Origin of the sequence: Litorerythrobacter xanthomarinus (genome assembly GCF_046254955.1) — a bacterium.
Lineage (GTDB): Bacteria > Pseudomonadota > Alphaproteobacteria > Sphingomonadales > Sphingomonadaceae > Qipengyuania_C.
Window position 1 is genome coordinate 472,109 of sequence record NZ_JBJXRG010000001.1, and the last position, 22,373, is coordinate 494,481.

22 protein-coding genes are annotated in these 22,373 nt (G+C 60.9%); 12 read left to right on the forward strand and 10 right to left on the reverse strand.

Going from position 1 to position 22,373, the window contains the following annotated elements; genetic code table 11:
* Nucleotides 1-246: 246 nt before the first annotated feature.
* Entirely contained in the window at nucleotides 247-2,442 is a 2,196-nt protein-coding gene (gene katG, locus ACEWMW_RS02430; RefSeq protein WP_409412300.1) for a catalase/peroxidase HPI, read from the forward strand.
* Nucleotides 2,443-2,571: 129 nt separating this feature from the next.
* Nucleotides 2,572-3,198, forward strand: coding sequence for a Pr6Pr family membrane protein (locus ACEWMW_RS02435; RefSeq protein WP_409412301.1), 627 nt, complete (start codon nucleotides 2,572-2,574; stop codon nucleotides 3,196-3,198).
* A gap of 50 nt (nucleotides 3,199-3,248) precedes the next feature.
* Here ACEWMW_RS02435 and ACEWMW_RS02440 read toward each other — a convergent pair whose 3' ends face one another.
* Complete coding sequence (locus ACEWMW_RS02440) at nucleotides 3,249-4,124, reverse strand: LytTR family DNA-binding domain-containing protein (protein ID WP_409412302.1); 876 nt, start codon at nucleotides 4,122-4,124, stop codon at nucleotides 3,249-3,251.
* A gap of 92 nt (nucleotides 4,125-4,216) precedes the next feature.
* Here ACEWMW_RS02440 and ACEWMW_RS02445 point away from each other — a divergent pair, with 92 nt between their 5' ends.
* Complete coding sequence (locus tag ACEWMW_RS02445; protein ID WP_409412303.1) at nucleotides 4,217-4,759, forward strand: DUF2306 domain-containing protein; 543 nt, start codon at nucleotides 4,217-4,219, stop codon at nucleotides 4,757-4,759.
* 7 nt (nucleotides 4,760-4,766) lie between these two features.
* Here the strand turns inward: ACEWMW_RS02445 and ACEWMW_RS02450 are convergent, their stop codons facing one another.
* The 3 genes from ACEWMW_RS02450 to ACEWMW_RS02460 form a co-directional block, all read right to left on the reverse strand.
* Nucleotides 4,767-5,315 (reverse strand): Smr/MutS family protein, encoded by a 549-nt coding sequence (locus ACEWMW_RS02450; protein WP_409412304.1) that lies wholly within the window; start codon nucleotides 5,313-5,315, stop codon nucleotides 4,767-4,769.
* Nucleotides 5,312-6,349: a murein transglycosylase A gene (gene mltA, locus ACEWMW_RS02455; protein ID WP_409412305.1), complete on the reverse strand. Its 1,038-nt coding sequence runs from the start codon at nucleotides 6,347-6,349 to the stop codon at nucleotides 5,312-5,314. The genes ACEWMW_RS02450 and mltA overlap by 4 nt, the downstream gene beginning before the upstream one ends.
* Before the next feature lie 215 nt (nucleotides 6,350-6,564).
* Nucleotides 6,565-7,224 carry a Tim44/TimA family putative adaptor protein gene (locus tag ACEWMW_RS02460; protein ID WP_409413592.1) on the reverse strand — a complete coding sequence of 220 codons (660 nt, stop codon included), beginning with the start codon at nucleotides 7,222-7,224 and terminating at the stop codon, nucleotides 6,565-6,567.
* Nucleotides 7,225-7,449: 225 nt separating this feature from the next.
* On the opposite strand from ACEWMW_RS02460, the gene secB reads away from it, so the two are divergent.
* From secB to ACEWMW_RS02480, 4 genes are all read left to right on the forward strand, one after another.
* Entirely contained in the window at nucleotides 7,450-7,980 is a 531-nt protein-coding gene (secB, locus tag ACEWMW_RS02465) for a protein-export chaperone SecB (protein ID WP_409412306.1), read from the forward strand.
* A 21-nt stretch (nucleotides 7,981-8,001) separates the two neighbouring features.
* Nucleotides 8,002-9,567, forward strand: coding sequence for a murein biosynthesis integral membrane protein MurJ (gene murJ, locus ACEWMW_RS02470; protein ID WP_409412307.1), 1,566 nt, complete (start codon nucleotides 8,002-8,004; stop codon nucleotides 9,565-9,567).
* 15 nt (nucleotides 9,568-9,582) lie between these two features.
* Nucleotides 9,583-10,605: a tryptophan--tRNA ligase gene (gene trpS / locus ACEWMW_RS02475; RefSeq protein WP_409412308.1), complete on the forward strand. Its 1,023-nt coding sequence runs from the start codon at nucleotides 9,583-9,585 to the stop codon at nucleotides 10,603-10,605.
* Nucleotides 10,606-10,746: 141 nt separating this feature from the next.
* On the forward strand, nucleotides 10,747-11,433 hold the full coding sequence (locus ACEWMW_RS02480; protein WP_409412309.1) for a DUF4136 domain-containing protein: 687 nt from the start codon (nucleotides 10,747-10,749) through the stop codon (nucleotides 11,431-11,433).
* Between the two features lie 14 nt (nucleotides 11,434-11,447).
* On the opposite strand, the gene ACEWMW_RS02485 is transcribed toward ACEWMW_RS02480, so the two are convergent.
* The gene (locus ACEWMW_RS02485) at nucleotides 11,448-12,302 is read right to left on the reverse strand and encodes a sterol desaturase family protein (RefSeq protein ID WP_409412310.1); all 855 of its coding nucleotides are present in this window, start codon (nucleotides 12,300-12,302) and stop codon (nucleotides 11,448-11,450) included.
* A 131-nt stretch (nucleotides 12,303-12,433) separates the two neighbouring features.
* On the opposite strand from ACEWMW_RS02485, the gene ACEWMW_RS02490 reads away from it, so the two are divergent.
* On the forward strand, nucleotides 12,434-12,811 hold the full coding sequence (locus ACEWMW_RS02490) for a hypothetical protein (RefSeq protein ID WP_409412311.1): 378 nt from the start codon (nucleotides 12,434-12,436) through the stop codon (nucleotides 12,809-12,811).
* A 4-nt stretch (nucleotides 12,812-12,815) separates the two neighbouring features.
* On the opposite strand, the gene dut is transcribed toward ACEWMW_RS02490, so the two are convergent.
* Nucleotides 12,816-13,280 carry a dUTP diphosphatase gene (dut, locus tag ACEWMW_RS02495; RefSeq protein WP_409412312.1) on the reverse strand — a complete coding sequence of 155 codons (465 nt, stop codon included), beginning with the start codon at nucleotides 13,278-13,280 and terminating at the stop codon, nucleotides 12,816-12,818.
* Complete coding sequence (locus ACEWMW_RS02500; protein WP_409412313.1) at nucleotides 13,273-15,162, reverse strand: bifunctional phosphopantothenoylcysteine decarboxylase/phosphopantothenate synthase; 1,890 nt, start codon at nucleotides 15,160-15,162, stop codon at nucleotides 13,273-13,275. Before ACEWMW_RS02500 ends, dut begins: the two co-directional genes overlap by 8 nt.
* Nucleotides 15,163-15,284: 122 nt before the next feature.
* On the opposite strand from ACEWMW_RS02500, the gene ACEWMW_RS02505 reads away from it, so the two are divergent.
* Nucleotides 15,285-15,668, forward strand: a complete 384-nt coding sequence (locus ACEWMW_RS02505; protein ID WP_409412314.1) for a DUF4345 family protein — start codon at nucleotides 15,285-15,287, stop codon at nucleotides 15,666-15,668.
* On the opposite strand, the gene ACEWMW_RS02510 is transcribed toward ACEWMW_RS02505, so the two are convergent.
* From ACEWMW_RS02510 to ACEWMW_RS02520, 3 genes are read right to left on the reverse strand one after another with little or no spacing between them, the layout of a single operon-like run.
* Nucleotides 15,665-16,774, reverse strand: coding sequence for a hypothetical protein (locus tag ACEWMW_RS02510; protein ID WP_409412315.1), 1,110 nt, complete (start codon nucleotides 16,772-16,774; stop codon nucleotides 15,665-15,667). The two genes, ACEWMW_RS02505 and ACEWMW_RS02510, sit on opposite strands and share 4 nt — an antisense overlap.
* A gap of 2 nt (nucleotides 16,775-16,776) precedes the next feature.
* On the reverse strand, nucleotides 16,777-18,339 hold the full coding sequence (ubiB, locus tag ACEWMW_RS02515; protein ID WP_409412316.1) for a 2-polyprenylphenol 6-hydroxylase: 1,563 nt from the start codon (nucleotides 18,337-18,339) through the stop codon (nucleotides 16,777-16,779).
* A 4-nt stretch (nucleotides 18,340-18,343) separates the two neighbouring features.
* Nucleotides 18,344-19,075, reverse strand: a complete 732-nt coding sequence (locus ACEWMW_RS02520; protein WP_409412317.1) for a class I SAM-dependent methyltransferase — start codon at nucleotides 19,073-19,075, stop codon at nucleotides 18,344-18,346.
* A 124-nt stretch (nucleotides 19,076-19,199) separates the two neighbouring features.
* Here ACEWMW_RS02520 and mutM point away from each other — a divergent pair, with 124 nt between their 5' ends.
* The 3 genes from mutM to dnaA all read left to right on the forward strand — a co-directional run bounded on the left by mutM (nucleotide 19,200) and on the right by dnaA (nucleotide 22,355).
* Nucleotides 19,200-20,015 (forward strand): bifunctional DNA-formamidopyrimidine glycosylase/DNA-(apurinic or apyrimidinic site) lyase, encoded by an 816-nt coding sequence (gene mutM, locus ACEWMW_RS02525; RefSeq protein ID WP_409412318.1) that lies wholly within the window; start codon nucleotides 19,200-19,202, stop codon nucleotides 20,013-20,015.
* A gap of 153 nt (nucleotides 20,016-20,168) precedes the next feature.
* A complete protein-coding gene (rpsT, locus tag ACEWMW_RS02530; RefSeq protein ID WP_409412319.1) occupies nucleotides 20,169-20,429 on the forward strand; it encodes a 30S ribosomal protein S20 in 261 nt (86 codons plus the stop codon).
* A gap of 462 nt (nucleotides 20,430-20,891) precedes the next feature.
* Entirely contained in the window at nucleotides 20,892-22,355 is a 1,464-nt protein-coding gene (gene dnaA, locus ACEWMW_RS02535; RefSeq protein WP_409412320.1) for a chromosomal replication initiator protein DnaA, read from the forward strand.
* Nucleotides 22,356-22,373: the final 18 nt, after the last annotated feature.

Sequence of the window (22,373 nt, forward strand, 5' to 3'; positions counted from 1 at the left end):
GTTACCTGCGATGCTTAAGTTCAGGTATCCGAGCTCGGGAAAATCTCAGGCGCGAGTTCCAAAGGTTCCACCAATGTTTGATCGATCCACTCAATCAATCGCTACTGATTGATTTATTCACTCAAACTCATCGGATGATCTTGTTTCGCGTGCGCCTCGCCGAATGGTAGGGTGCGCAGCGGAACATCGGACGGTGCGAGTCGTCTGATAGATGACACGAATTTCTACTCACAGGAGAGACTTCACATGGACGCTGAAACTGGTTCGATTTCGGGCGGTTGCCCCTTCTCTGGCGAAAACCGCGGATTGCACGGCCGCACCAATAAGGATTGGTGGCCCGACCAACTGGAACTGGGCATCCTCAAGGAAGATGGCCGCCGCGCCAATCCTTACGACGCCGATTTCGACTATGCCGAGGCGTTCAACACGGTCGATTACAATGCACTCAAGGCCGATCTGACCGCGCTGATGACCGACAGCCAGCCCTGGTGGCCGGCCGACTATGGTCACTACGGCCCATTCTTCATCCGCATGGCGTGGCACGCTGCCGGTACTTATCGCACGGGCGACGGACGCGGCGGTGCATCAAGTGGGCAGCAGCGTTTCGCCCCGCTCAACTCTTGGCCGGATAACGGCAACCTCGACAAGGCGCGCCGCCTGCTGTGGCCGATCAAGCAGAAATATGGCCAGAATGTCAGCTGGGCCGACCTCTTCATCCTCGCCGGTAATGTCGCGATCGAATCGATGGGCGGACCGGTGTTCGGCTTCGGCGGCGGCCGTGCCGACGTGTTCGAGCCGGAAACGGTCTATTGGGGCACGGAAGAAAAGTGGGTCGACCAGGGCGCGCAGACGCGCATCCTCCCCGATGAAGGCAAGGCGCTGGAAAACCCGCTGGCCGCAATCCAGATGGGCCTTATCTACGTCAATCCGGAAGGCCCGGGCGGCAATCCGCACGATGCCGAAGGCATGGCGCGCGATATGCGCGAAACTTTCAGCCGCATGGCCATGAATGACGAGGAAACCGTTGCGCTGACCGCAGGCGGCCACGCATTCGGCAAGGCGCACGGTGCTGCTCCCTCCGACACCTTCGGCACTTCGCCCGAAGGCGAGGCGATGCAGCTGCAGGGCTTCGGTTGGCTCAATGACCAGGACGAGATCGACAAGGGTCACATCACCACTTCGGGCATCGAAGGCGCATGGACGCCCAACCCGACGCAGTGGGGTGGCGACTATTTCCGCCTGCTGTTCAAGTACGACTACGAACTCGTGCAGAGCCCGGCAGGCGCGAACCAGTGGCAGCCGGTGAATCCGGATCCGGAAGATATGGCACCTGATGCGCGCGATCCTTCCAATAAGGTCCCGACGATGATGACCACGGCCGACATGGCGCTGAAGCGCGATCCGGAATATCGCAAGATTTCCGAGCGCTTCCGTGACGATCAGGCCGCGCTCGACGATGCCTTTGCGCGCGCATGGTTCAAGCTGTGCCACCGCGACATGGGTCCCAAGGTCCGCTACCAGGGTCCTGAAGTGCCTGCGGAAGACCTGATCTGGCAGGATCCCGTCCCGGCTGGCTCCGCACCGAGCGACGGCGATGTTTCTTCGTTCAAATCCGCCGTACTCGACAGCGGGCTCACAGTGAGCGAAATGGTTAAGGCGGCCTGGGCTTCAGCCTCGACTTACCGCAATTCGGACCATCGCGGCGGCGCCAATGGCGCACGCGTCCGCCTCGCACCGCAGAAGGACTGGGCAGCCAATGATCCGGAAGAACTGGCGAAGGTTCTGGCCAAGCTCGACGAGCTGCGCGGCGGAATCTCGATGGCCGACGCCATCGTGCTCGCTGGCGCAGCAGCGATCGAGAAGGCAGCCAGCGACGGCGGCCACAGCGTCTCTGTCGATGTGACCACGGGCCGCGGCGACGCGACGGACGAGCAGACCGATGCCGAGAGCTTCGAACCGCTTGAGCCGTTTGCCGACGGTTTCCGCAACTACCTGCGCACCAAGGCGAGCGTGAAGACCGAGGAAATGCTGGTCGACAAGGCCCACCTCCTCGGACTTTCGATCCCCGAAATGACCGCGCTGGTCGGCGGGATGCGCGCATTGGGCGCAGTGAGCACCCATGCCCAGCATGGTAACAAGATTGGAGTTCTGACTGACCGCCCGGGTACGCTGTCGAATGATTTCTTTGTAAATCTCCTCGACATGGGCACGAAGTGGGACGTGGTCGAAGAAAGCGGTGACGAGGAGTTCATCGGGCGTGATCGCAGCTCGGGCGAAGAGAAGTACCGCGCTACGCGTACCGATCTCGTATTCGGCTCGAACAGCCAATTGCGCGCGATTGCCGAGGTCTTCGCCGAAAGCGGCGGCGAGGCGAAATTCGTCGAGACTTTCGTATCCGCATGGAAAAAAGTGATGGACGCGGATCGTTTTGACCTCGTCTGAGTTACGTAAGTAACATTAACCCGAAGGCTCCCTCCCACCCTTCGGGTCGCATGAGACCCCCGGTAGAAATGCCGGGGGTCTTTTTGTTTGCGCTACCGCTCGCGCTTCGGCCTCGCTAGGGCGCTGCGCATGACAAAACCACTCACGCAGCCTGCCCGAATTGCTGCCGCAACGATTGCGATACTCGCCTTTGGCACCATCGCACTGCAGACCACGATCAACCAAGGCGGAGAAACCGGCCCTTTCGCTGCATTGGCGCTGCTGTTTCGGTACTTCACGATCTGGAGCAACTTCGCCGCCGGGGCGATCATGGCGCTGGTCGCGAGCGGCAAGCGCGTCACCCCTTGGATCTTGTTCGCGCTGGCCACTGCACTGACCCAGATCGGGGTGGTCTATCATGGCGTTCTGGCGGCGGACCATCATCCGGTCGGTCTCGACTGGTGGACCAATCTCATGTTCCACACGGTCATTCCGCTGGCGACGGTGGGCTGGTGGCTGGTCAATTCGCGCGGCGACGGGATGACGTGGCGATCCCTGCCCTTGGTGATGATTGCGCCGGTGATCTACACGCTATTCGCGCTCATCTACGGTGAACTCACGGGGTTCTACGCCTATTTCTTCCTCGACCTGCCGACGCTGGGATGGTCACAATTGGCGTTGAATATCATGGGATTGGCGGCATTCTTCATGCTGCTTGGGGCTGCCTTGCTGGGAATTCGCAGGCTTAGTTGGCGGGTTGCCAGCGGCTCCGTTTAAGCACGAGGTACAGCGCTCCGTCGCCGCCATGCTGGGTGCCTACTATTTTCCTATAACCAGCCAGCGTCCTTCAACACTTGCACATTGGCTCGGCTGACCGGAGCTTCGATTCCGCCCGGCAGAACCAAGCGGATATTGCGCCCCTCTCGCCGGACATCTTCGACCGCGTGGCGCGCGACCCACCAGCCCCGGTGGACCTGGATCCCATCGATCCCGCCGAGTTCCTCAACCGCATCGCCCAAACGCATCAGGATTAGCTCTGAGCCGAGGGCGGTATGGACCCGGACATAGTGATCCTCATTCTCGACCGCGAGAATGTCGGAACCGAGCGGCGGGGATAGGCGCCCGACAAGCCTGACCCCTTCTTTTTGCATTACCGTGGGCTCGGGCACTTGCTCGTCCCGGCCGGTTTGCAGATCGTTCACGTCATGAGTTTCGGTTTCCTGCTTTTCCAGCATGACGAAAAGCAATGTGACTGCGCCGCCTACTGCGAGGACATAGACATATTGCCTTAGCGCCGTATCGGCATCCGGCATCGGTATGGGTCCGGGCAAGAATCCCACCACGTAGACGATCACCGACATCGGGATCGTGGCCAAAAGGCATGCGGTTACCCAGAGCCAGCCGCGCGATAACTCCAGTCGGCGGTGGAGCCGGTCAACGATAAGTCCCATCGGTCTATAAACGGCATATCCGACATAGCCGAGGGCAAGCCAATAGATTAGCCGGATCGCGAAGGGCAGCTCGAAACTGCCGAATGGCCCGAGGATGGCCATCAACAACCCGAGCAGGGTCATGATCGCTATGTCCACCGCGATCCGCCGCGCTGTTGGCGCTTGCTTCGGTGTTAACTCCTTACCCATCGCGCAGGACATAGTGACATTGAATGCTTCGCGAAATGGCGAAGGCGAGGATTTCCGCGCCATTCGCGCAAGCTTTCACCAGATCATGCAAGGGCGATTGAGCGCCAGCGGGCACGCTGCACAAAGAGCGGGACTTCGCAATTGGAGACCTTTTCATGACTTCCCTCGCTCGCAACATCTTCGCCCCGACTGCCGCCAAACCCCCTCACCCGATGGACATCGGACCGGCTGCCCGCACCGGCGTTATGCTGCTCGCAGGGGGGCTGCTTATCGCCACGATGATCGCCCTCGTGAGGGGACTGACTGGGCTCGCACCCCAACACCCCAATTCGCGAGAGATCGCAATTGTGATCCACGTTGCGACGGTCTTGCCGGCCATTCCTCTCGGTGCGTGGTTGTTGCTAGCCGGCAAGGGGGGCGCGCTGCACAAGCTGTTGGGCAAGATCTGGATCGCTCTGATGCTAACGACAGCGAGCAGCGCGATCTTCATCCAGACCGGTGGAAGTGTCAGCCTCATCCACCTCTTCGTACCTTTGACCTTCTGGGTGAGTTACAAGGTGGTTGCCACTGCGCGCCGCGGAGACATTAAAGCGCATCGCAGCGAAATCCTCGGCCTGTATTTCGGGGCGCTTGGAATTCCCGGGCTCGTGGCATTGGTCCTTCCCGGCCGGCTCCTGAACACCTGGTTGTTCTGGTAAAGCCTGATTATCGGCCCCGCTTAAGCACTAGGTACAGCGCCCCGTCGCCGCCGTGCCTTCGGTGCGAGCGGCGCACGGCAGCGATGTCGGAGCTGAATTCGCTGGCTGCCAGCCAGTCGAGGATCTTGGCCCGAATTGCGCCGCGCTTGTGACCGCGATCGGCCGGATCAACCGGCCGCGGTTTGCCTGTGACGAGGAGAACTACACGCGCGCCCATGGCATTGGCCTGGCGCAGCCCGTCCATCAGGCGATTGTAGGCTCCATCGAGCGAAGCCCCGTGAAGGTCGAGCGTGAAATCGGGTTCGATGCTGCCCGCCTTGAGCTTGCGATCCCAGTGGGAATCAAGCCCGCCGCCCTGCGTTGTGGCGGATTGTGGTTTCGACGGGAAAGGCTTTGTGACCTCTGGCGCCACGACCGGCTTTTGCTTTCTTGGACTGACTGCTGGCACTGCCTTCTGGATGACAGGCGCTCGCTTGCCCTCCATCGGAGTAACCGTGGAAGCAACCTTCGCCCAGATCGCGGCTTCCTCTGCGCTCAGGCCGCGCGGCGTGCTCATTGTTCCAGCAGGCGGGCCCGCGTGCCTCTCGGCACCAGCACCAGCGCATCTCCCCTGGCGCTCATCCCGCCGGCAATTCGACGCGCATCCGGTCCATTGCCCCAGAAGGTGTCAAAGCGGTTGGGGCCCTTGATCGCGCCGCCCGTATCCTGCGCGATCCACAAGCCATCCGCGACATCGCGGTCCAGATCGAGGAAAACGGGCGCACCGAGCGGCACATAACGCGGATCGGTCGCAACCGAACTTTCGCGGCGCACCGGCACGCCGAGCGCCCCAAGAGGCCCATCGGTGGTCAATTCGCGGAAGAAAATCCAGCTCTTGTTGAGCCGCATCAATTCGGCGCCCTCTTCGGGGTTCTCGCTGATATACTGCATGATGCCCTGCATCGATCCGGCATATTGGCCCGGAGCCTCGCCCAGCAAGCCGCGTTCGCGCATAACCGAGCCAATACCAACGTATTCACGCCCGTTCTGCCCATCGTAGCCGATCCGCATGATGCTGCCGTCGGGAAGACGGAGCATGCCCGAACCCTGAATTTGCAGGAAAAAGAACTCTACCGGGTCGGCAGCCCATGCAATCTCGAGCCCGCGGTTAGCGAGAGCGCCCTGTTCTATCTCGGAGCGTTCGTAATAGGCGACCATCTCTCCGGTCGCGTCCTTGCGCCCCAAAGGCGCGCGGCCTGTGCGCGCTGAAAGAGGTGTACTGGAAGGCCATTCACGGACCAGCTCGGGCGGTTTGGCGTAGACGGGCACATCGTAGCCAACCCGCCGATCACGCGATCCGGCAATCTCCGGCTCGAAGTAGCCGGTTGCGAAGGCATTGCCATCACCGATACGCAAGGTTTCAAAATGCTGGGTGAAGAAGCCGATCGCCGAACCGGCGGGCCAGGACTTCGCGATGTCGCAAGGCGACTGCCAGTCGGCTGTGCGGGTCAGGCCGCTGACATCCCCGCGCGCCAGCAATTTGGGGCAGCTCTCCTTGAACGATGCCAATGCGCCAGCGGCATCGCCCTGCTCCAAGCCCAGCGCAGCCACCGAAGGTCCTGCGCTGACACCGAGCAACCTCGCTGTCTCGGGAATAGCCGATGGGGAAGGCTCCGACGTCGGCTGAGGCGCCGGTGTTGCCTGTTCTGGCACAGGGGGAGCCCCTGCAGCAGGCGGTGCGGAATCCGGAATGAGGCGAACACAGGCGCCCAACAAGACAAGGCCTGCAAGCGCAGCCGGGGCGCGCAGGCGCGAAATCATAGTGATCAGCCTTCGTCGGTTTCGTCTAGCAGCCAGTCAGGACCGGCGGCGGTCACATCGCGCGAGAAGGTCCAGATGTCCCGGCTTTCAATCGCATCGTCGAGCGAACCGGCAATCATGTTGCCATCCTTGTCACGCGTTACGGCAGCTATGTCAGCGACGAACAGCACGCCGACGCGCGCGATCCTGCCATCGAGCATCGCGGAATGAATCTTGGTATCTTCGATCCGCACCAGGCTGTTATCAAGCGTCTCTCCGGCCGCTTCGCGTTCGCTAATCGCGGCTTCGAAGCCCTTGTAGACGTCATCGTCACACAATTCCTTGAGCGTTTCGCGATCGCCGTTCCAGAATGCTTCGAGGATCATCTGGTAGGCGCCCTTCGCGCCTTCGAGGAAGGAGGAGATGTCGAAAGTTCGGTCAGCCGCAGCGATTTCGCGCACCCCGCGCTCGACCGCAGGCATGGCGCCATCGAGCTGGAGCTGGCGCGGCTGGATCACTTGCGCAGGTTTGTTGGCAGGCATGTCGCGCTGCGCTTCGCGTTCCGAGGGATCGAAGCGCGTCACGGCCGGCTCTTCTTCATGTTCGGCGCGCTGGCCGAGCACCGAATAGAGCCGCAGTCCCAGAAATGCTGCAACCATGGCAAGAATGACGATTTCGACGATCACTGTCCCGCTTTCCACTTTCCGACGCCTTTGGTGGTTCAGCGCCTTACTTTGCACTGCCCTAAATAGGAGCGAATTACAAATGAACAACGGCTGAGTTGGCGAGAATGTCCTGTGGGCGTGGCCTTTATGCGGCGAGTTGCGAAGCAGCCCGCGCAGTGCTAGGCGCGCGCCCAATTCCTGCCCTGCCGGGCAGACCCTCTACTCCTGGAAGAAAGTATCAGAACAATGGCCGACGATGGCGACATTCTCACCGATCTCAACATGGACCCAGGCGCGGGGAATGGTGCCGACAACCTTCCCGCGATTGGGTTGATTTCCCAATATGTCAAAGACATGTCGGTCGAAAATCCCAACGCGCCGGAATGCTACCAGTGGCAAGAACAGCCCGATATCGACCTGCAGTTCAACATCGGTTCGGTGAAGGTGAATGACGAGGTTCACGAGGTCGAACTCAAGATCAATCTGGCTGCGAAGACCGACAAGGGTAATCTCTATCTGGTCGAGCTGAGCTATTGCGGCCTCTTCGGTATGCGTAATGTTCCGGATGAGCAGATGCATGCCTTCCTGTTCGCCGAAGCACCGCGTCTGCTGTTCCCCTTCGCACGCCGCGTGGTCGCCGATGCGGTTCGCGACACCGGTTTCCCGCCGCTGATGATGGACCCGATCGATTTCCAGAGCCTGTATGCGCAGCAACTCGAAGAGCGGCGCGGCCAGGGTATCGAGCCGAGCGAAGTCTACGGCAAGCCGACGAACTGATCGCAGCGTCGGGGCAGCACGATGAGCCTGCTCAAGAACGTTGGCACAATCGGCGGTTTGACTGCGGTCAGTCGGGTGTTCGGATTCGTCCGCGACATCATGCTGGCCCGCGTCCTGGGCGCAGGCGGAGTGGCCGATGCCTGGCAGCTGGCCTTCCAGCTGCCCAATCTCTTCCGCCGCCTGTTCGCAGAAGGCGCGTTTGCCAGCGCCTTCGTACCGCTGTTCAATCGCCATATGAACGAGGGCGAGCCAGCTGCAAGGCGCTTCGCAAGCGAGGTGCTTGCGGTGCTGCTGCCGATACTTGTGCTGTTCGGCGCGGCCATGATGATCGGCATGCCGTGGATCTTGTGGCTATTCGCCAACCCCGAACTGCGGGCCGACCCTGAGAACTACGCGCTGGCCGTACTCATGGGCCAGATCGCGTTCCCCTATCTGCTGTTCATGAGCCTCGCGACGCTGACGGCGGCAGTGCTCAATTCGCTATCGCGTTTTGCCGCAGCGGCAGCGGCGCCGATCCTGCTCAATATCTGCCTGCTTGCAGCGTTGTTCTGGGGCGCATTCCAACCCGCGGGCGAAGAAACCCGGCAAGCGACCGGGCTTTACCTCGCCATTGCCGTTTCGGTGAGCGGGCTGCTCCAGCTCGTCTGGCTGGTGTTCTGGATGCGGCGCGCCGGGTTCTCGATCCCCTTCGGGCGGCCACGCGTCACCCAAAGAGTCAAGGAAATGGGCGTACTGATCGTGCCTGCGGTGTTCGGCGCGGGTGTCTACCAGATCAGCCGCTTCATCGACCTCGCCTTTATCCGGGGGCTGCCTGATGGCTCGCTCACCTACATGGCAATGGCCGACCGCTGGAACCAGTTGCCGCTCGGAATCATCGGCATTGCGCTTGGCACCGCGATCCTGCCCGCGCTGAGCCGTCATATCGCTAGCGACGAATCCGATCAGGCGCAGCGATTGCAATCCAACGCGATCGAGCTGGCCATGCTGCTGACGGTACCTGCAGCGGTGGCACTGTTTTTCACCGGCAGCGCATTCGTGCGTGTCTTCATGCAGTCGGGAGCCTTCACTCCCGAGGATGCGATGATCACCGGGACGGTTGTTTCCGGCCTTGTGATCGGCCTGCCGGCCTATGTCCTGGTCAAGGTGCTGACGCCCAATTTCTTCGCGCGCAAGGATACGCGCACACCGGTCTACACTGCAGCGGTAAGCCTGCTCGTGACGGTGGCGATCAATTTGTACCTCGTTCCCCGTCTAGGGGTCCTTGCCCTCGCGATAGCCGGAGCGATCGGGGCCTGGGTTAACACCGCGCTGCTCTACGTGATCCTCGTGAGACGAAACTTCTTCCGCCTGACACCGCGCGTGATCGGAAGGATCGGGCGCATCGTTCTCGCCGCGCTGATCATGGGCGCAGCGCTCTGGTACGCGATGCCGATCGGCGATCCCTATTTTACCGGCAGCACGGCGGAGCGTGGTCTCGCCATTGCAGCGCTGATCGTGATTGGCGCAGTGAGTTACGCAATCTGCGCTGCGGCGCTCGGGGTGCTCGACAAGGCGACCATCCAGCGCCTAATGCGCCGCCAAAGCTGATTCACAGGATTTTTCATGCGCGTTGTTTCCGGCATCCAGCCCACGGGCCAGCCTCATCTCGGTAATTACCTTGGAGCGATCCGCAATTACGTGAAGCTGCAGGACGACGCCGTTGCTGCGGGCGGTGAGTGCCTGATCTTCCTCGCCGATCTCCATGCCCTTTCGATGCCGCACGATCCAAAGGAACTATACGCATCGACACTGGAGCTGGTCGCCACGCTGGTTGCCTGCGGAGTCGATCCAAACAAGGCCGTGCTATTCAACCAGGCCCAGGTCCCGGCCCATTCCGAGCTGCAGTGGTTGCTCAATGGAACCGCGCGGATGGGCTGGCTGAACCGCATGACGCAGTTCAAGGACAAATCGGGCAAGAACCGCGAGGGCGCATCGATCGCATTGTTCACCTATCCGGTGCTGCAAGCGGCCGACGTGCTGCTCTACCAGGCGACGCATGTTCCTGTGGGTGAGGACCAAAAGCAGCATCTCGAGCTGGCCCGCGATATCGCGCAGAAGTTCAACAAGGACTTCGCTTCAGAAGATGCTCCCGTCTTCACCCTGCCCGAGCCGATCATCCCGCCCGAAGCCGCACGGATCATGAGCCTGCGCGATGGCAATGCCAAAATGAGCAAGTCCGACCCGTCCGACATGAGCCGGATCAATCTTGCCGACGACGCGGACGAGATCATGAAGAAGGTCAAGAAGGCCAAGACCGATCCCGAACCGCTCCCGTCGGAAGCCAAGGGACTCGAAGGCCGCGCCGAGGCGCAGAACCTTGTCGGGATCTATGCCGCGTTGGCCGATGAAAGCATGGACCAAGTGCTCGCAACATTTGGCGGCGAAGGCTTCGGAAAGTTCAAACCCGCGCTTGGCGAGCTGCTTGTTGAAACGCTCGCGCCAATCGGTGAGCGCTTCCGCGAACTCAAGGATGACCGCGAATCGCTCGATGCCATCCTGGCCCGCGGCGCCGCCAAGGCACGCGAACTGGGCGGGCCGACATTGACTGCGACCTATGATGCGCTCGGACTGGTCAGAGGTAAATAACGGATTATCCTTAACTTTTGTTAGGATAGGTGTTCAAACTCGGTTCACCGGTTGTTCTTTACAACCTTCCCTATCGATGACAGCTTGCGACCGGTTTGAGGGGCGGCCGAGCTGCATATGTTTTCGAAGAGGATTATTAAGATGACCAAGAAGAAAACGCTGCAAAGCAGTATCAAAATGGCTTCCGTGCCACTGCTTCTGGCCAGCCTTGCTGCATGTGCCGCGCCGTTCAAGGCCGACGTTTCGCGTTTCCAGGCCCAGCTGCCTGCTCCGCAGGGTGAGACCTTTGCCGTCGTTGCCGACGATCCGAAGCTTGCTGGCGGACTCGAGTTTGCACAATATGCAGATCTCGTAGAAGCGCAGATGGAGCGCCTGGGATACACGCAGGGCTCGCCTGACAATGCCAGCCTGCTGGTACGCTTCGACTACGGTGTCGACGATGGGCGTGAGCGCGTCCGCACGACCGGTCGGTACCGCGATCCGTTCTGGGATCCATGGTACGGCTATGGCTACCGCAGCCGCTTTTACCGCCATCGCCTCGGCTATGGCCGCGGTTGGGGTTACGGCTTCTACGATCCATGGTTCGACGAGCCGGACGTGCGCAGTTACACCGTTTACACCAGCGGGATCGACATGAAGATCGATCGCAGGGACGGTGAGCGGCTCTTTGAAGGCAAGGCCCAGGCCGTATCGACATCGAACCGGTTGCAGCACCTTGTGCCGAATCTGGTCGATGCGATGTTCACCGATTTCCCGGGCAATTCCGGCGAAACGCTGCGCATCACGGTCAAGCCGGAAGAAGCGAACAAGGTCCGCCGGATCGACTAAAACGAACCTGAAATTTAATCACCAAGAGAGGCGGGGTCTTCGGAGTCCGCCTTTTCTTTTCGCAGCCGAGCTTCGCCTTTAAATGGTTGCCACAGAAGCCGGTCGAGCCACTGTTCACGTCGCTCGCGGAAATGCGCGAGACCGATTGTCATTCGATCATGTCCCTTTGCTGGCTGGGCGAGATAGGTCCCGAACAGCCGATCCCAGAACGAGAAATTGAACCCGAAATTTGTATCATGCTCCTCGCGCCAAACCGAATGATGAACGCGGTGCATGTCAGGCGTCACGATGAGCTTGCGGAACAGCGGATCAAGGCGGCCGAGGGTCACATTACCGTGGTTGAACAGCGACGTGGCATTGAGCACAATCTCGAAAACCAGAACCGCTGCTGGCGGCGCGCCGAGCGCGCCTACAAGTGCCAGTTTGTATAGCATCGAGAGGACGATCTCGATCGGATGGAAGCGGATACCGGTGGTCGTATCGAAATCCACGTCGGCATGATGCATGCGGTGGAAACGCCACAGCACTGGCGTCTTGTGGAACACAACGTGCTGGGCGTAGATCGCAAGATCAAGCAGCAGGAATGCGGCGAGAAACGCAAGCCATCCGGGCACTTCGACCAGATTAAACAGGCCCCAGCCGCGTTCTTGTGACAATGCCGCGAACCCCACCGCCAAAACCGGGAAAGCAATCCGCATGATCGCGGTGTCGAGCGCGACCAGGGCAAGGTTGTTGGACCAGCGCAGCAGGCGCGGAATTTCCTGCCGCCTGCGGGGCACTGCCAGTTCCCACAGCGCCATCGCCGATAGCACGCCCAGGAATACTCCCAGGCGCAGTGTTGGTTCATTGTCGAGAATGGTCTGGTCCATACTTGCCGTTGGTATGCGCCCCGCTAATCGCGTGGGCAAGTCGCGCAATCCAAAGGCCAGGCTATTGACCGTTTGCAAAGACACAAATGCTATAGCCCAAATAAGAAAGGTGGGACGAATATCTGATGACAATGAATCGTATCATTCTGGTGCTTGCTGGGACGCTGCTCGTGGGCGCATGCGACATGCCTGACGGAACCGAAATTTACGAAGGCGTCGAACTCACCACTTCTCAGAAAGCGATCGCCGAAGCCATGATCGAGGGCCAGAAGAAGGCTTCTGCCATTCCGATAATGCGCCAGCGCGAGTATTTGATGGCGGCCTGCTACGCCAAGACGGTCGATATGCCGTCCGAGTACAGTCAGGCCCACCGCGCCTATCTCGCCGATTTCGGGGAAGCGGACAAAGACTATTACGGATTCTTCGCGCGCTATGGATTGGGCGAGGAATCGGCCTATTCGGTGTTCCAGCGCTATGAAGCGGCCTACGAAAAATGCAGCCCTTGGTAGCCAGCTAGGCCGTCAGTTTGGCGTGGCCTCCGGTCGAGCCGAAACCGCCCTCACCGCGAACTGTTTCGTCGAGCTCCTCGACTTCGTTCCAACTTGCCTGGACAACGGGTGCGAGTACCAGCTGCGCAATCCGGTCGCCGCGCGCAATGGCAAAGCTGCCCTCGCCGTGGTTGATCAGGATGACCTTGAGCTCGCCGCGATAATCGGAATCAATGGTGCCCGGAGTATTGGGAACGGTAATACCATGCTTCAGCGCGAGGCCCGAACGGGGCCGCACCTGAATCTCGTAATCCTCTGGAATAGCGAGAGAAAGGCCCGTCGCGACGGCGTGCCGCGATCCCGGTGCGATCGTGATCGTCTCGGCTGAGAGCACGTCCATCCCGGCAGCTCCCGATGTAGCGTAAGCAGGTAATTCGAGTCCTTGCCCGTGGGGCAGTCGGCGCAGCTTTACAGCTACCGGATCACTCATCCTCGGCATTTCCTTTCAGCGCTTCGACAACATGCTCGATCAGCATCTTGGCAACTTCCATCTTCGGCAGTTCGTCGAGAGTTTCCACGCTGCTCTGACGCACGATATGGATCGTGTTGGTATCGCCGCCCATCACATCGCCCGATACGTCGTTGGCGATGATCCAGTCGACGCCCTTGCGCTTGCGTTTGACCTTGGCGTTTTCGACCACATCTTCGGTCTCGGCGGCAAAGCCGATCAGCAGGCCCGGGCGTTTCTTGCCCGAAGCGACATTGGCGAGGATGTCCGGATTCTCGGTCAGCAACAGCGCCGGCGGTGCCGAGCCGCGCTTCTTCATCTTCGCTCCGGAACGTTCCTTAGTCTTCCAGTCAGCGACAGCAGCAGCCATGATCGCGACATCGGCCGGCAGCGCCTTCTTTACCGCCGCAGCCATGTCTTCTGCCGACTCAACGTCGATCCGGTCTACTCCCGGAGGCGTGGTGAGATTTACCGGGCCGGAAATGAGTGTGACCTTCGCGCCTGCCGCTGCAGCCATGGCGGCGATCGAGTAGCCCTGCTTGCCAGACGAGCGATTGGCGAGATAGCGCACCGGATCGATCGGCTCGTGCGTCGGCCCGGCAGTGATAAGCACATGCTTGCCTTCGAGCGGCTTGTATTCGGGTTTGTCGCTGAAGGCTGGCTGACCGGCCACGGCATCTTCGACCACTTCCTGCGGTGCAATCGCATCCATATCGACCGGTTCTGGTTCAGCCGACGGGGCGCCCGCGAAGTCGTCGCCGGGAATTGGTTCGGGTGCTTGCTTGCCTTCGACCACTTCGTGATTGACTGCGTCGGGATCGGTCGGCGGAGCGGACTTGGCGCCGCCCTTGCTGGCGAGCAGCGAGGAGAAGCCCGGTTCGGGTGCCTCGGCGACTTCCTCATCGGAGGCTTCTTCGACTTCTACCGGTTCATCAGCAGGTTCTTCCGCCTCGATTTCGGCAACAGCTTCGAGCTCCGCTTCAACCTCTTCTTCGATCTCTTCGTGAGTGCGCTTCTTCGTCGAACGCGGGATGATCGCCGAGAGCAAGCTGCCCAGCCCGCTCCTGGGTTGCTCTTCCTCGTATTCTTCTTCCTCGGGCTCGGCGTCGCGAACCTTGCGCAATGCATCCTGCGAGGCCGCTTCGGTGTCTTCGGTTTCGACCCCTTCCGCTTCCGGCTCTTCCTCTACCTCTTCGGCTGCGAAAGAAGGCGCCGCCTTGACCGGCACTTCGTAGTCAATTCCGAATTTCTCGGCGATAGCTGCCCAGATCGCTTCCGGATCAGGCAAGCGGCCTGGGCCGAATTCGCCGCATGCCATTTCGCCTTCGTCTGGCTCGAGCACCGAAACGCCAGCTTCGCGCAGCCATTCGACATTGCGCTGGGTCGCTTCATGCTCCCACATCCGCACATTCATGGCGGGCGCCACCATCACCGGCTTGTCGGTGGCGAGGATCAGCGTGGTAGCGAGATCGTCTGCGATGCCGGCCGCCATCTTGGCGAGAATATCGGCTGTCGCTGGGCACACGACGACCAGATCAGCCTCGCGGCTGAGCTGGATATGGCCCATTTCGGATTCGTTCTTGAGGTCCCACAGCGTGGTGTGGACCGGATTTTCGCTCAATGCGGCGAGCGCCATGGGCGTGACGAATTGCTGTCCGCCATCGGTCACAACGCAATTCACGCTGCCACCGCCTTTGCGAATCAGACGCACGACTTCACACGCCTTGTAAGCCGCGATACCGCCGCCGACGATCAGAAGGATTTTCGGTTCCGTCACTGCGTCCCCTGCTTCACCCTCGACAAACTCGTCCGGATCAGCGTCAGAGCCCGCCATGCTACCTGCATGATCGAAGCCTCGATCCATCCCGGATACCCCCTCAATTAACCCAAACCTTAGCGTTCTGCTGTGCTCCTTGCCAAGGATATGGTTAAGGATTGCCTGACAAAGCGCTTTTCTGCACAAAAAAGCGCAAGGGAGAGGGAAACATGCGACTTATACTGACCGGGCTGATCTTTGCCGGAGGCCTGATGTACCTGATGCTGGGGATCGGATTCCTCCTCGATCCTGCATCATCGGGGGCGGATTTCGGAATTTCCGCCAACGGCGAACAGGGCCTCTCGTCGATTCGCGCGGACATGACCGCGTTCTTCATCGTCGCAGCCGGTTCGATGATGATCGGTGCATGGCGCCGCAATGGCGACTTGTTGCTGGTCGCCGCAGCTTTGTTCGCAATTGCGCTGATTGGGCGAATCGTGAGTGTGGTCGTCGATGGAGGCTATGACGGGGCATTTATGCCAATGACGGTCGAAGCTGTCTCTGTCGCCGTACTGCTTTACGCGAGCCGCGTGCTACCGCACCGGATCGGCTAGGCAGGCGCCATGCGGGCGCGCTGCCACAGATCGCGTAGCGCGCCCGGCAACCAATAGAGACCGACAAACCATGCCGGGGTCACCATCAGGCCCCAGTAAAAATTGTTCGCGCGTCCCGCGATCATGAATAGCAGACCGTAACCTGCGAAAAGCAGGACTGCGGTGAGGCCCAGCCTGTCATTGAGCGCGGCCCAGCCGATCAGGGGAAGCATCACCATCGGCCCGGCAAGCCACACTGGCAGCATGTAAAGGCCGCTCGACAAGGTGATAAATTCGATCCAGCCACTCGCACCGCGCAGGGTCAACCAGCCGGCCGAGAGCGGGTCTTGCGGGCCGGTAAGCTGCGCGACCAACTGGACATGGGTCCATAGGAGCGAGCCGAAGGCCAGCACCAGCAATCCCCAGAAGAAAGTCTCGCGCCAATCGCGTCGCCACATCGCCAACGCGCCCATCAGGAGGACGAAAGGAAGCGCATGCTCGCGGATCGCCAGCGCCAATGCAGCAGCAACCCATGCGGCGCGCCACTTGCCCGGTCGGTGAAGCGCAAGCGCGAGCGCGATGAGCATTCCCGCCCAAGCCTCGTGGAGCACGAAATAGGTCGGCTTGAAGCCGACTGCCGCACCGACGGCGAGCAACCCAAGCGCCATGATGCGCCGCGGTGGACGTTCCAGAAGCGGCGTGAGTCTTCGCCACCAAGCCCAGAAGGTGAGCAGCGCAAGCAATGCTCCAGCGGCGAGGACTCCCGTCTCTCCCAGCGCAGCGCTCGCTGTCGCCAGTGTGGGCAGGCGGACCGCAAAGCCGGGCCTTACCGGAAAGCTACGCGCGCGCTGCTCCTCGACGGCGACATGGTAATAGTTTTCGCCCGCCGCGACACGTTCGGTAATCCGGTCATAGAGCGCCAAGTCATCGTCGCGCTCCCCTTCGGTAGCCTCGGGTGCCACGGGAGCATCGCCAACCGGCTGCGCCGGCCCAGCTGCCACTGTCAGTTCTTCGGGGGCCGAGGGAACATAGACAATTGCCGCCAGCACCAGCAGCGCGCCAATCGCCGCAATCAAAGCGCGCGCCTGCCCCCGCGAAACGGATGCGAAACGCGTCACTGATTCCATGACTAGCCGATCCATCCTTGTGCCGCAGCGAGCCAGGCGCCGAGCGCGCCTGCACCAAGCGCCAGGGCATAGCCGAGCCAGCGGCCCGAACCCTCGTCCCGCTCGCGCCGCTCCCAGACCAGTTCCACGTCCGGCAAAGGCGGCGGTTCAGGTGCTCCGCCCTTGGGCGGGAAGCGATCCTCGATCCTGCGGATCAGGTCGGGCAGGCGAAGGAGTGTTTCGGTATCTTCCTTGATCCGGTCGGCCAGCATGGCTTCCGGGCCGAGCTCGTCGCGGATCCATGCGCGCACGTAGGGCGCAGAGGTGTCCCACATGTTGATCTCTGGATCGAGCTGCGTCGCGATCCCCTCGACCATCACCATGGTCTTTTGCAGCAAAAGGAGGTGCGGCTGCGTCTGCATGTCGAAATCGCGCGTAATCGCGAACAGGCCATCGAGCATCTGGCCTACGCTGAGTTCGCTCACCGGCTTCCCGCGCATCGGCTCGCCTACCGCCCGCAGGGCAGTCGCAAATTCGTCGACCGAATGGTAGCTCGGCACATATTGCGCTTCGAAGTGGATTTCGGCGACGCGGCGGTAATTGCCGGTCGTGAGACCATAGAGGATTTCTGCCAGCCATAGCCGCGCGCGCCGATCGATCCGGCCCATAATTCCGAAATCGATTGCGACGATGGTGCCGTCGCTGCGCACGAACAGGTTGCCCTGGTGCATGTCGGCATGAAAGAACCCGCCGTCGATTGCCTGGTGGAGGAAGGCCAGCACCAGGCGCTTGGCCAGCGATTTGAGATCGTGCCCGGCAGCACGCAATTCATCGACCTTGCTGATCTTGATGCCGTCGACCCATTCAACAGTCATCACGCGGCCATTGGTCCGGTCCCAGTCGATTGCCGGGATATGATAGCCTTCGATGGCATGCATCACGTCTGCGAGTTCTGATGCTGATGCTGCTTCGCGCCGCAAGTCGAGCTCGCGATTGGTCCAGCGCTTGAAGTTGGCGACCACGAGGCGCGGTCGCAGCCGAGATGCTTCGCCGCCTAATGCTTCCAGATGCGCTGCGGCCCACTCGTATGTCTGGATATCTCGCGCGAACTGCTCACGGATTCCAGGGCGCAGGACCTTGAGCGCGACTGCGCGTCCATCGCTGGTCACGGCCTTGTGAACCTGCGCGATCGAAGCCGAACCCACCGGCTCCGGATCGATCTCGGCAAACAGTTCCGAGATGGACTGTGCGAAAGTTCCATCGATTGATCGCTCGATTGCGGCGAACGGCAGCGGTGGCAGATCATCCTGCAGGCTGAGAAGATTACGTGCCGCTTCTTCGCCGACAAGATCGGGGCGTGTTGCCAGCGTCTGGCCAAGCTTGATAGCAGCGGGGCCGATGTCCTTGAATGCCCCGGCGTAATCGGGGGTGCGCGGCTGCAGGGTCCCGAACCGGGCAACCCGTGCCAGTCGCTTTACGGGCCCCGGCGTATTCGGATCGGCTTCAATGCCGCGCAAGGCACCGTGCCTCGCAAGCGTCCGCCCCCATTTGAGCAGCCGGAAGATATGGGTGCTAGGTCTTGTCACGCTGTCAGCTTTTCCAACCCGAATGGATCGCGACAAGGCCGCCCATGATCGGTTCGACCCGCGTGTTGGTGAATCCGGCGTCGCGGATCATTTGCTCGAACTCCGGCATCGCTGGAAAACGGCGAATCGATTCGATCAGGTAGCGATAGCTGTCTTCATCCTGCGCGATGACCTTGCCGATCTGCGGTACGAGCTTGTGCGAATAGAGATCATAGGCCTGCTTCATCCCAGGCCAAGTCATGGTCGAGAATTCGAGACAGAAGAACCGCCCGCCGAACTTGAGCACGCGGTGCGCCTCAGCCAGCGCCTTGTCGATATGCGTCACGTTGCGGATGCCGAACGCGATCGTATAGGCATCGAACATGCGATCGGGATAGCTGAGCTGCTCGGCGTTCTGGCAGGACCAGACGAGGCCATCCATGCCCCGATCGAGCGCCCGCTCGATCCCGACGTCGAGCATATCCTGGTTGATATCGGCGACGGTCACTTCCGCACCGCGCGCAGCCATGCGGAAGGCAATATCGCCCGTGCCGCCCGCCATATCCAGCACCGCCTCGCCCGGCTGCGGTTTCACCAGCCGCACAAAGCGATCCTTCCAGAGCCGGTGCATGCCGCCTGACATCGCATCGTTCATGATGTCATATTTGCGCGCGACGTTGGAGAAGACCTCGCCGACGCGCTCGACCTTCTCGTCCGCAGCGATATCTTCATAACCAAAGGAAACAATATCGTTCATGCGCTGCGCCTTAGAGAGAATTGCGGTGACGGCAAAGGGGTTAAGGGGGGGGGTGAGGGCTGGCACCGAAACCGGCGATCCGCCATAGCCAATCGCGACAGCTAGCCAAATCGCCGGAAAGCAGATGCCCGAACTTCCCGAAGTCGAAACCACAGTCCGCGGCCTCGCGCGCTTTCTCGAAGGCGAAGAGATCACGCGCGTCACGCTCAATCGGGCTGATCTGCGCCGGCCATTTCCACAAGATCTGGTGCAAGTAATGACAGGAGCGAGGGTCACCTCGCTTGGTAGGCGCGCCAAATATGGCCTTATCCATACGGACCGCGACCAGACATTGGTCTTCCATCTGGGCATGAGCGGGCGCTGGCGGATCGATCCCGAAGCGCCCGACAAGCACGATCACCTTATAATGGAGACCAGCGATCACCGCTTTGCCTTGTGCGATCCGCGGCGGTTCGGTTCAGTCGATCTCGTCACAACTCCGGGCCTGGAGAGCTGGCCCACATTCGCCGCTCTGGGGCCCGAACCGCTGGGCCCCGGACTGACTGCCGCGCATCTCAAGTCCGCTCTCGTGGGGCGCAAGCAGGCGATCAAGCTATGCCTGCTCGACCAGCGGATCGTCGCTGGCCTCGGCAATATATATGTTTGCGAAGCGTTGTTTCGTGCGGGCATCCATCCGCGCAAACCGGGCGGTAAAGTATCTCGTCCTGCGCTGGAGCGGCTTGTCCCTTACATAAGGGAGGTCCTGAACCAGTCGATCGGCGATGGCGGATCGACCTTGCGCGATTATGCCGCGCCGACCGGCGAGCTGGGCTATTTCGCAACCCGCTTCGATGTCTATGGCCGCGAGGGCGAGCCATGCCGCAGGGATGACGGCGGAACCATCCGGCGGATCAACCAGGGTGGACGCAGCACATGGTTCTGCCCTAAGTGCCAGCGCTAGGGCTAACCACACGGCCAGGCTTCGTCCCACGCAATTCTTGACCTTGCGGGCAGGCATGACTATGTGGCGCGCTTTCCGGCGTGAATCGCCGATCCAGCAAATTTGTTTTACAGGAAATCCGGCCGCCCAAGGCGGTCAGACACAAGGACGAACATGGCCAATACGCCGCAAGCAAAAAAGCGCATCCGTCGCAACAACCGCCGCGCCGAGATCAACACTGCGCGCATGAGCCGCATTCGCGGTTTCGTGAAGAAGGTCGAAACGGCCTGTGAGGCTGGCGACAAGACTGCCGCTGCCGAAGCGCTCAAGGCTGCCCAGCCTGAAATGGCTCGCGGCGTTGCACGCGGCGTGCTGCACAAGAATACGGCCGCTCGCAAACTGAGCCGGCTGACGAAGCGCGTCTCGGCGCTCTGATTCGCGACTCGATTCGGGCTCTGATGGGCCCGCCGAACAATGGGGCTGGCGCCAAAAGCGTCGGCCCTTTTTACATCCGGCTCCAAGCTCCAGCTCGCCGACCCGTCAAATGTTAAGTCGCGATTACACTAACCCTAGGAGTTTCCACGATTCGCATGGGCCTGAAGCAACAGAGTCAATAAAAACAACAACTTCCACGCAAGTCTGCGGGTTGTGTCGAGTCAATAGTTTTATTTCTCTTTTTTTACACTTTCCCCCCTTGCGTCCTGCGGCTGAGGCTTCATAAATCAATCCATCGCTCGAGGTTGGACAGCTTGAGCATTTACAGTTTTGGCAGTGGGGGAACCTCTCGAAAGCCGTGCTTTTGGGGAACGGCGGAGCCTTCCCTGCCAAGGGGGAAGATGGAGACGGTGCGGGCCATATCCGGACGCATCGAACAAGGGACGGGAAGCGCAAGGGCAGATGGCCAATAACAATAAGCGTGCGGGAAATGCGCGCCGCAATCGCGAGGACTCAATGGAAGATCTGGAAGCCGTAAACCTGGCCGCCGATTGGGCAGATATCAGCCAGGGACTGCGAAAGGATCTTGGTCACCAACTCCACAGCCAATGGATCAAACCGATCCAGGTCGGTGGCCTCAACAACGAGACGGGGACACTTGATCTCTACCTGCCGACGGAGTTCTCCGCCAATTGGGTGCAGGACCGCTTCGCCGACCGTCTGTCGCTCGCATGGAAGATCGCCCGCAGCGAAGTGCGTCACGTCAAGATAAGCGTCCATCCCGGTCGCCGGCAACTACCCGAGCTTCGTCTTGGTGGTGGTCCGCGCGCTGCCAATGATGGCCTCGATCCCAGCGCGCTCGGCCTTGCCGCCGGCACGATTGGCGACAACGGTTTCACCTCTTCGGTAGGCCTCGACGCGTCGCTCACCTTCGCAGCATTCGTGACGGGCGAGACCAATATCCTTGCCTGCAACGCCGCGCAGCGGATGGCCGCAACCGAAACGCCGCAATTCTCGCCGCTCTACATCAAAGCCGCGACAGGCCAGGGCAAGACCCACCTGATGCACGCGATCGGCCACTCCTACCTGCAAGCTCATCCGCGCGCGCGCATCTTCTACTGCAGCGCCGAGCGCTTCATGGTCGAGTTCGTTCAGGCGCTGAAGCAGAACCAGATGATCGAGTTCAAAGCGCGGTTGCGCAGCTTTGACCTGCTGCTGGTCGACGACATTCAGTTTATCATCGGCAAGGCTTCCGCGCAGGAAGAACTGCTCTACACAATCGATGCGCTGCTGGCGGAAGGGAAGCGTCTGGTGTTCGCCGCCGACCGCGCGCCGCAAGCGCTCGACGGGGTCGAGCCGCGGCTTCTCTCGCGCCTTTCGATGGGTCTCGTCGCCGATATCCAGGCGGCCGACATCGAACTGCGCCGCAAGATCCTCGAATCGAAGCTCACGCGTTTTGCCCCGCTCGAAGTGCCGGGCGACGTCATCGAATTCCTTGCCCGCACCATCACGCGCAATGTCCGCGAGCTGGTTGGCGGCCTCAACAAGCTGATCGCCTATGCCCAGCTGACCGGCCAGGAAGTGTCGCTCCAGCTCGCCGAAGAGCAGCTGACCGACATCCTTTCAGCCAATCGCCGCCGGATCACAATCGACGAAATCCAGCGCACGGTGTGCCAGTTCTACCGCATCGACCGCTCGGAAATGTCATCCAAGCGCCGCGCGCGCGCCGTAGTCCGGCCGCGCCAGGTCGCGATGTATCTCGCCAAGGTTCTCACCCCGCGCAGTTATCCCGAAATTGGACGCAAGTTCGGCGGGCGCGATCACTCGACGGTAATCCATGCCGTGCGGCTGATCGAGGATTTGCGCAAACGCGACGCCGATATGGACGGCGATGTGCGCAGCCTGTTGAGACAGCTCGAAAGCTAGGCCCTTCCCAAGCCTGTG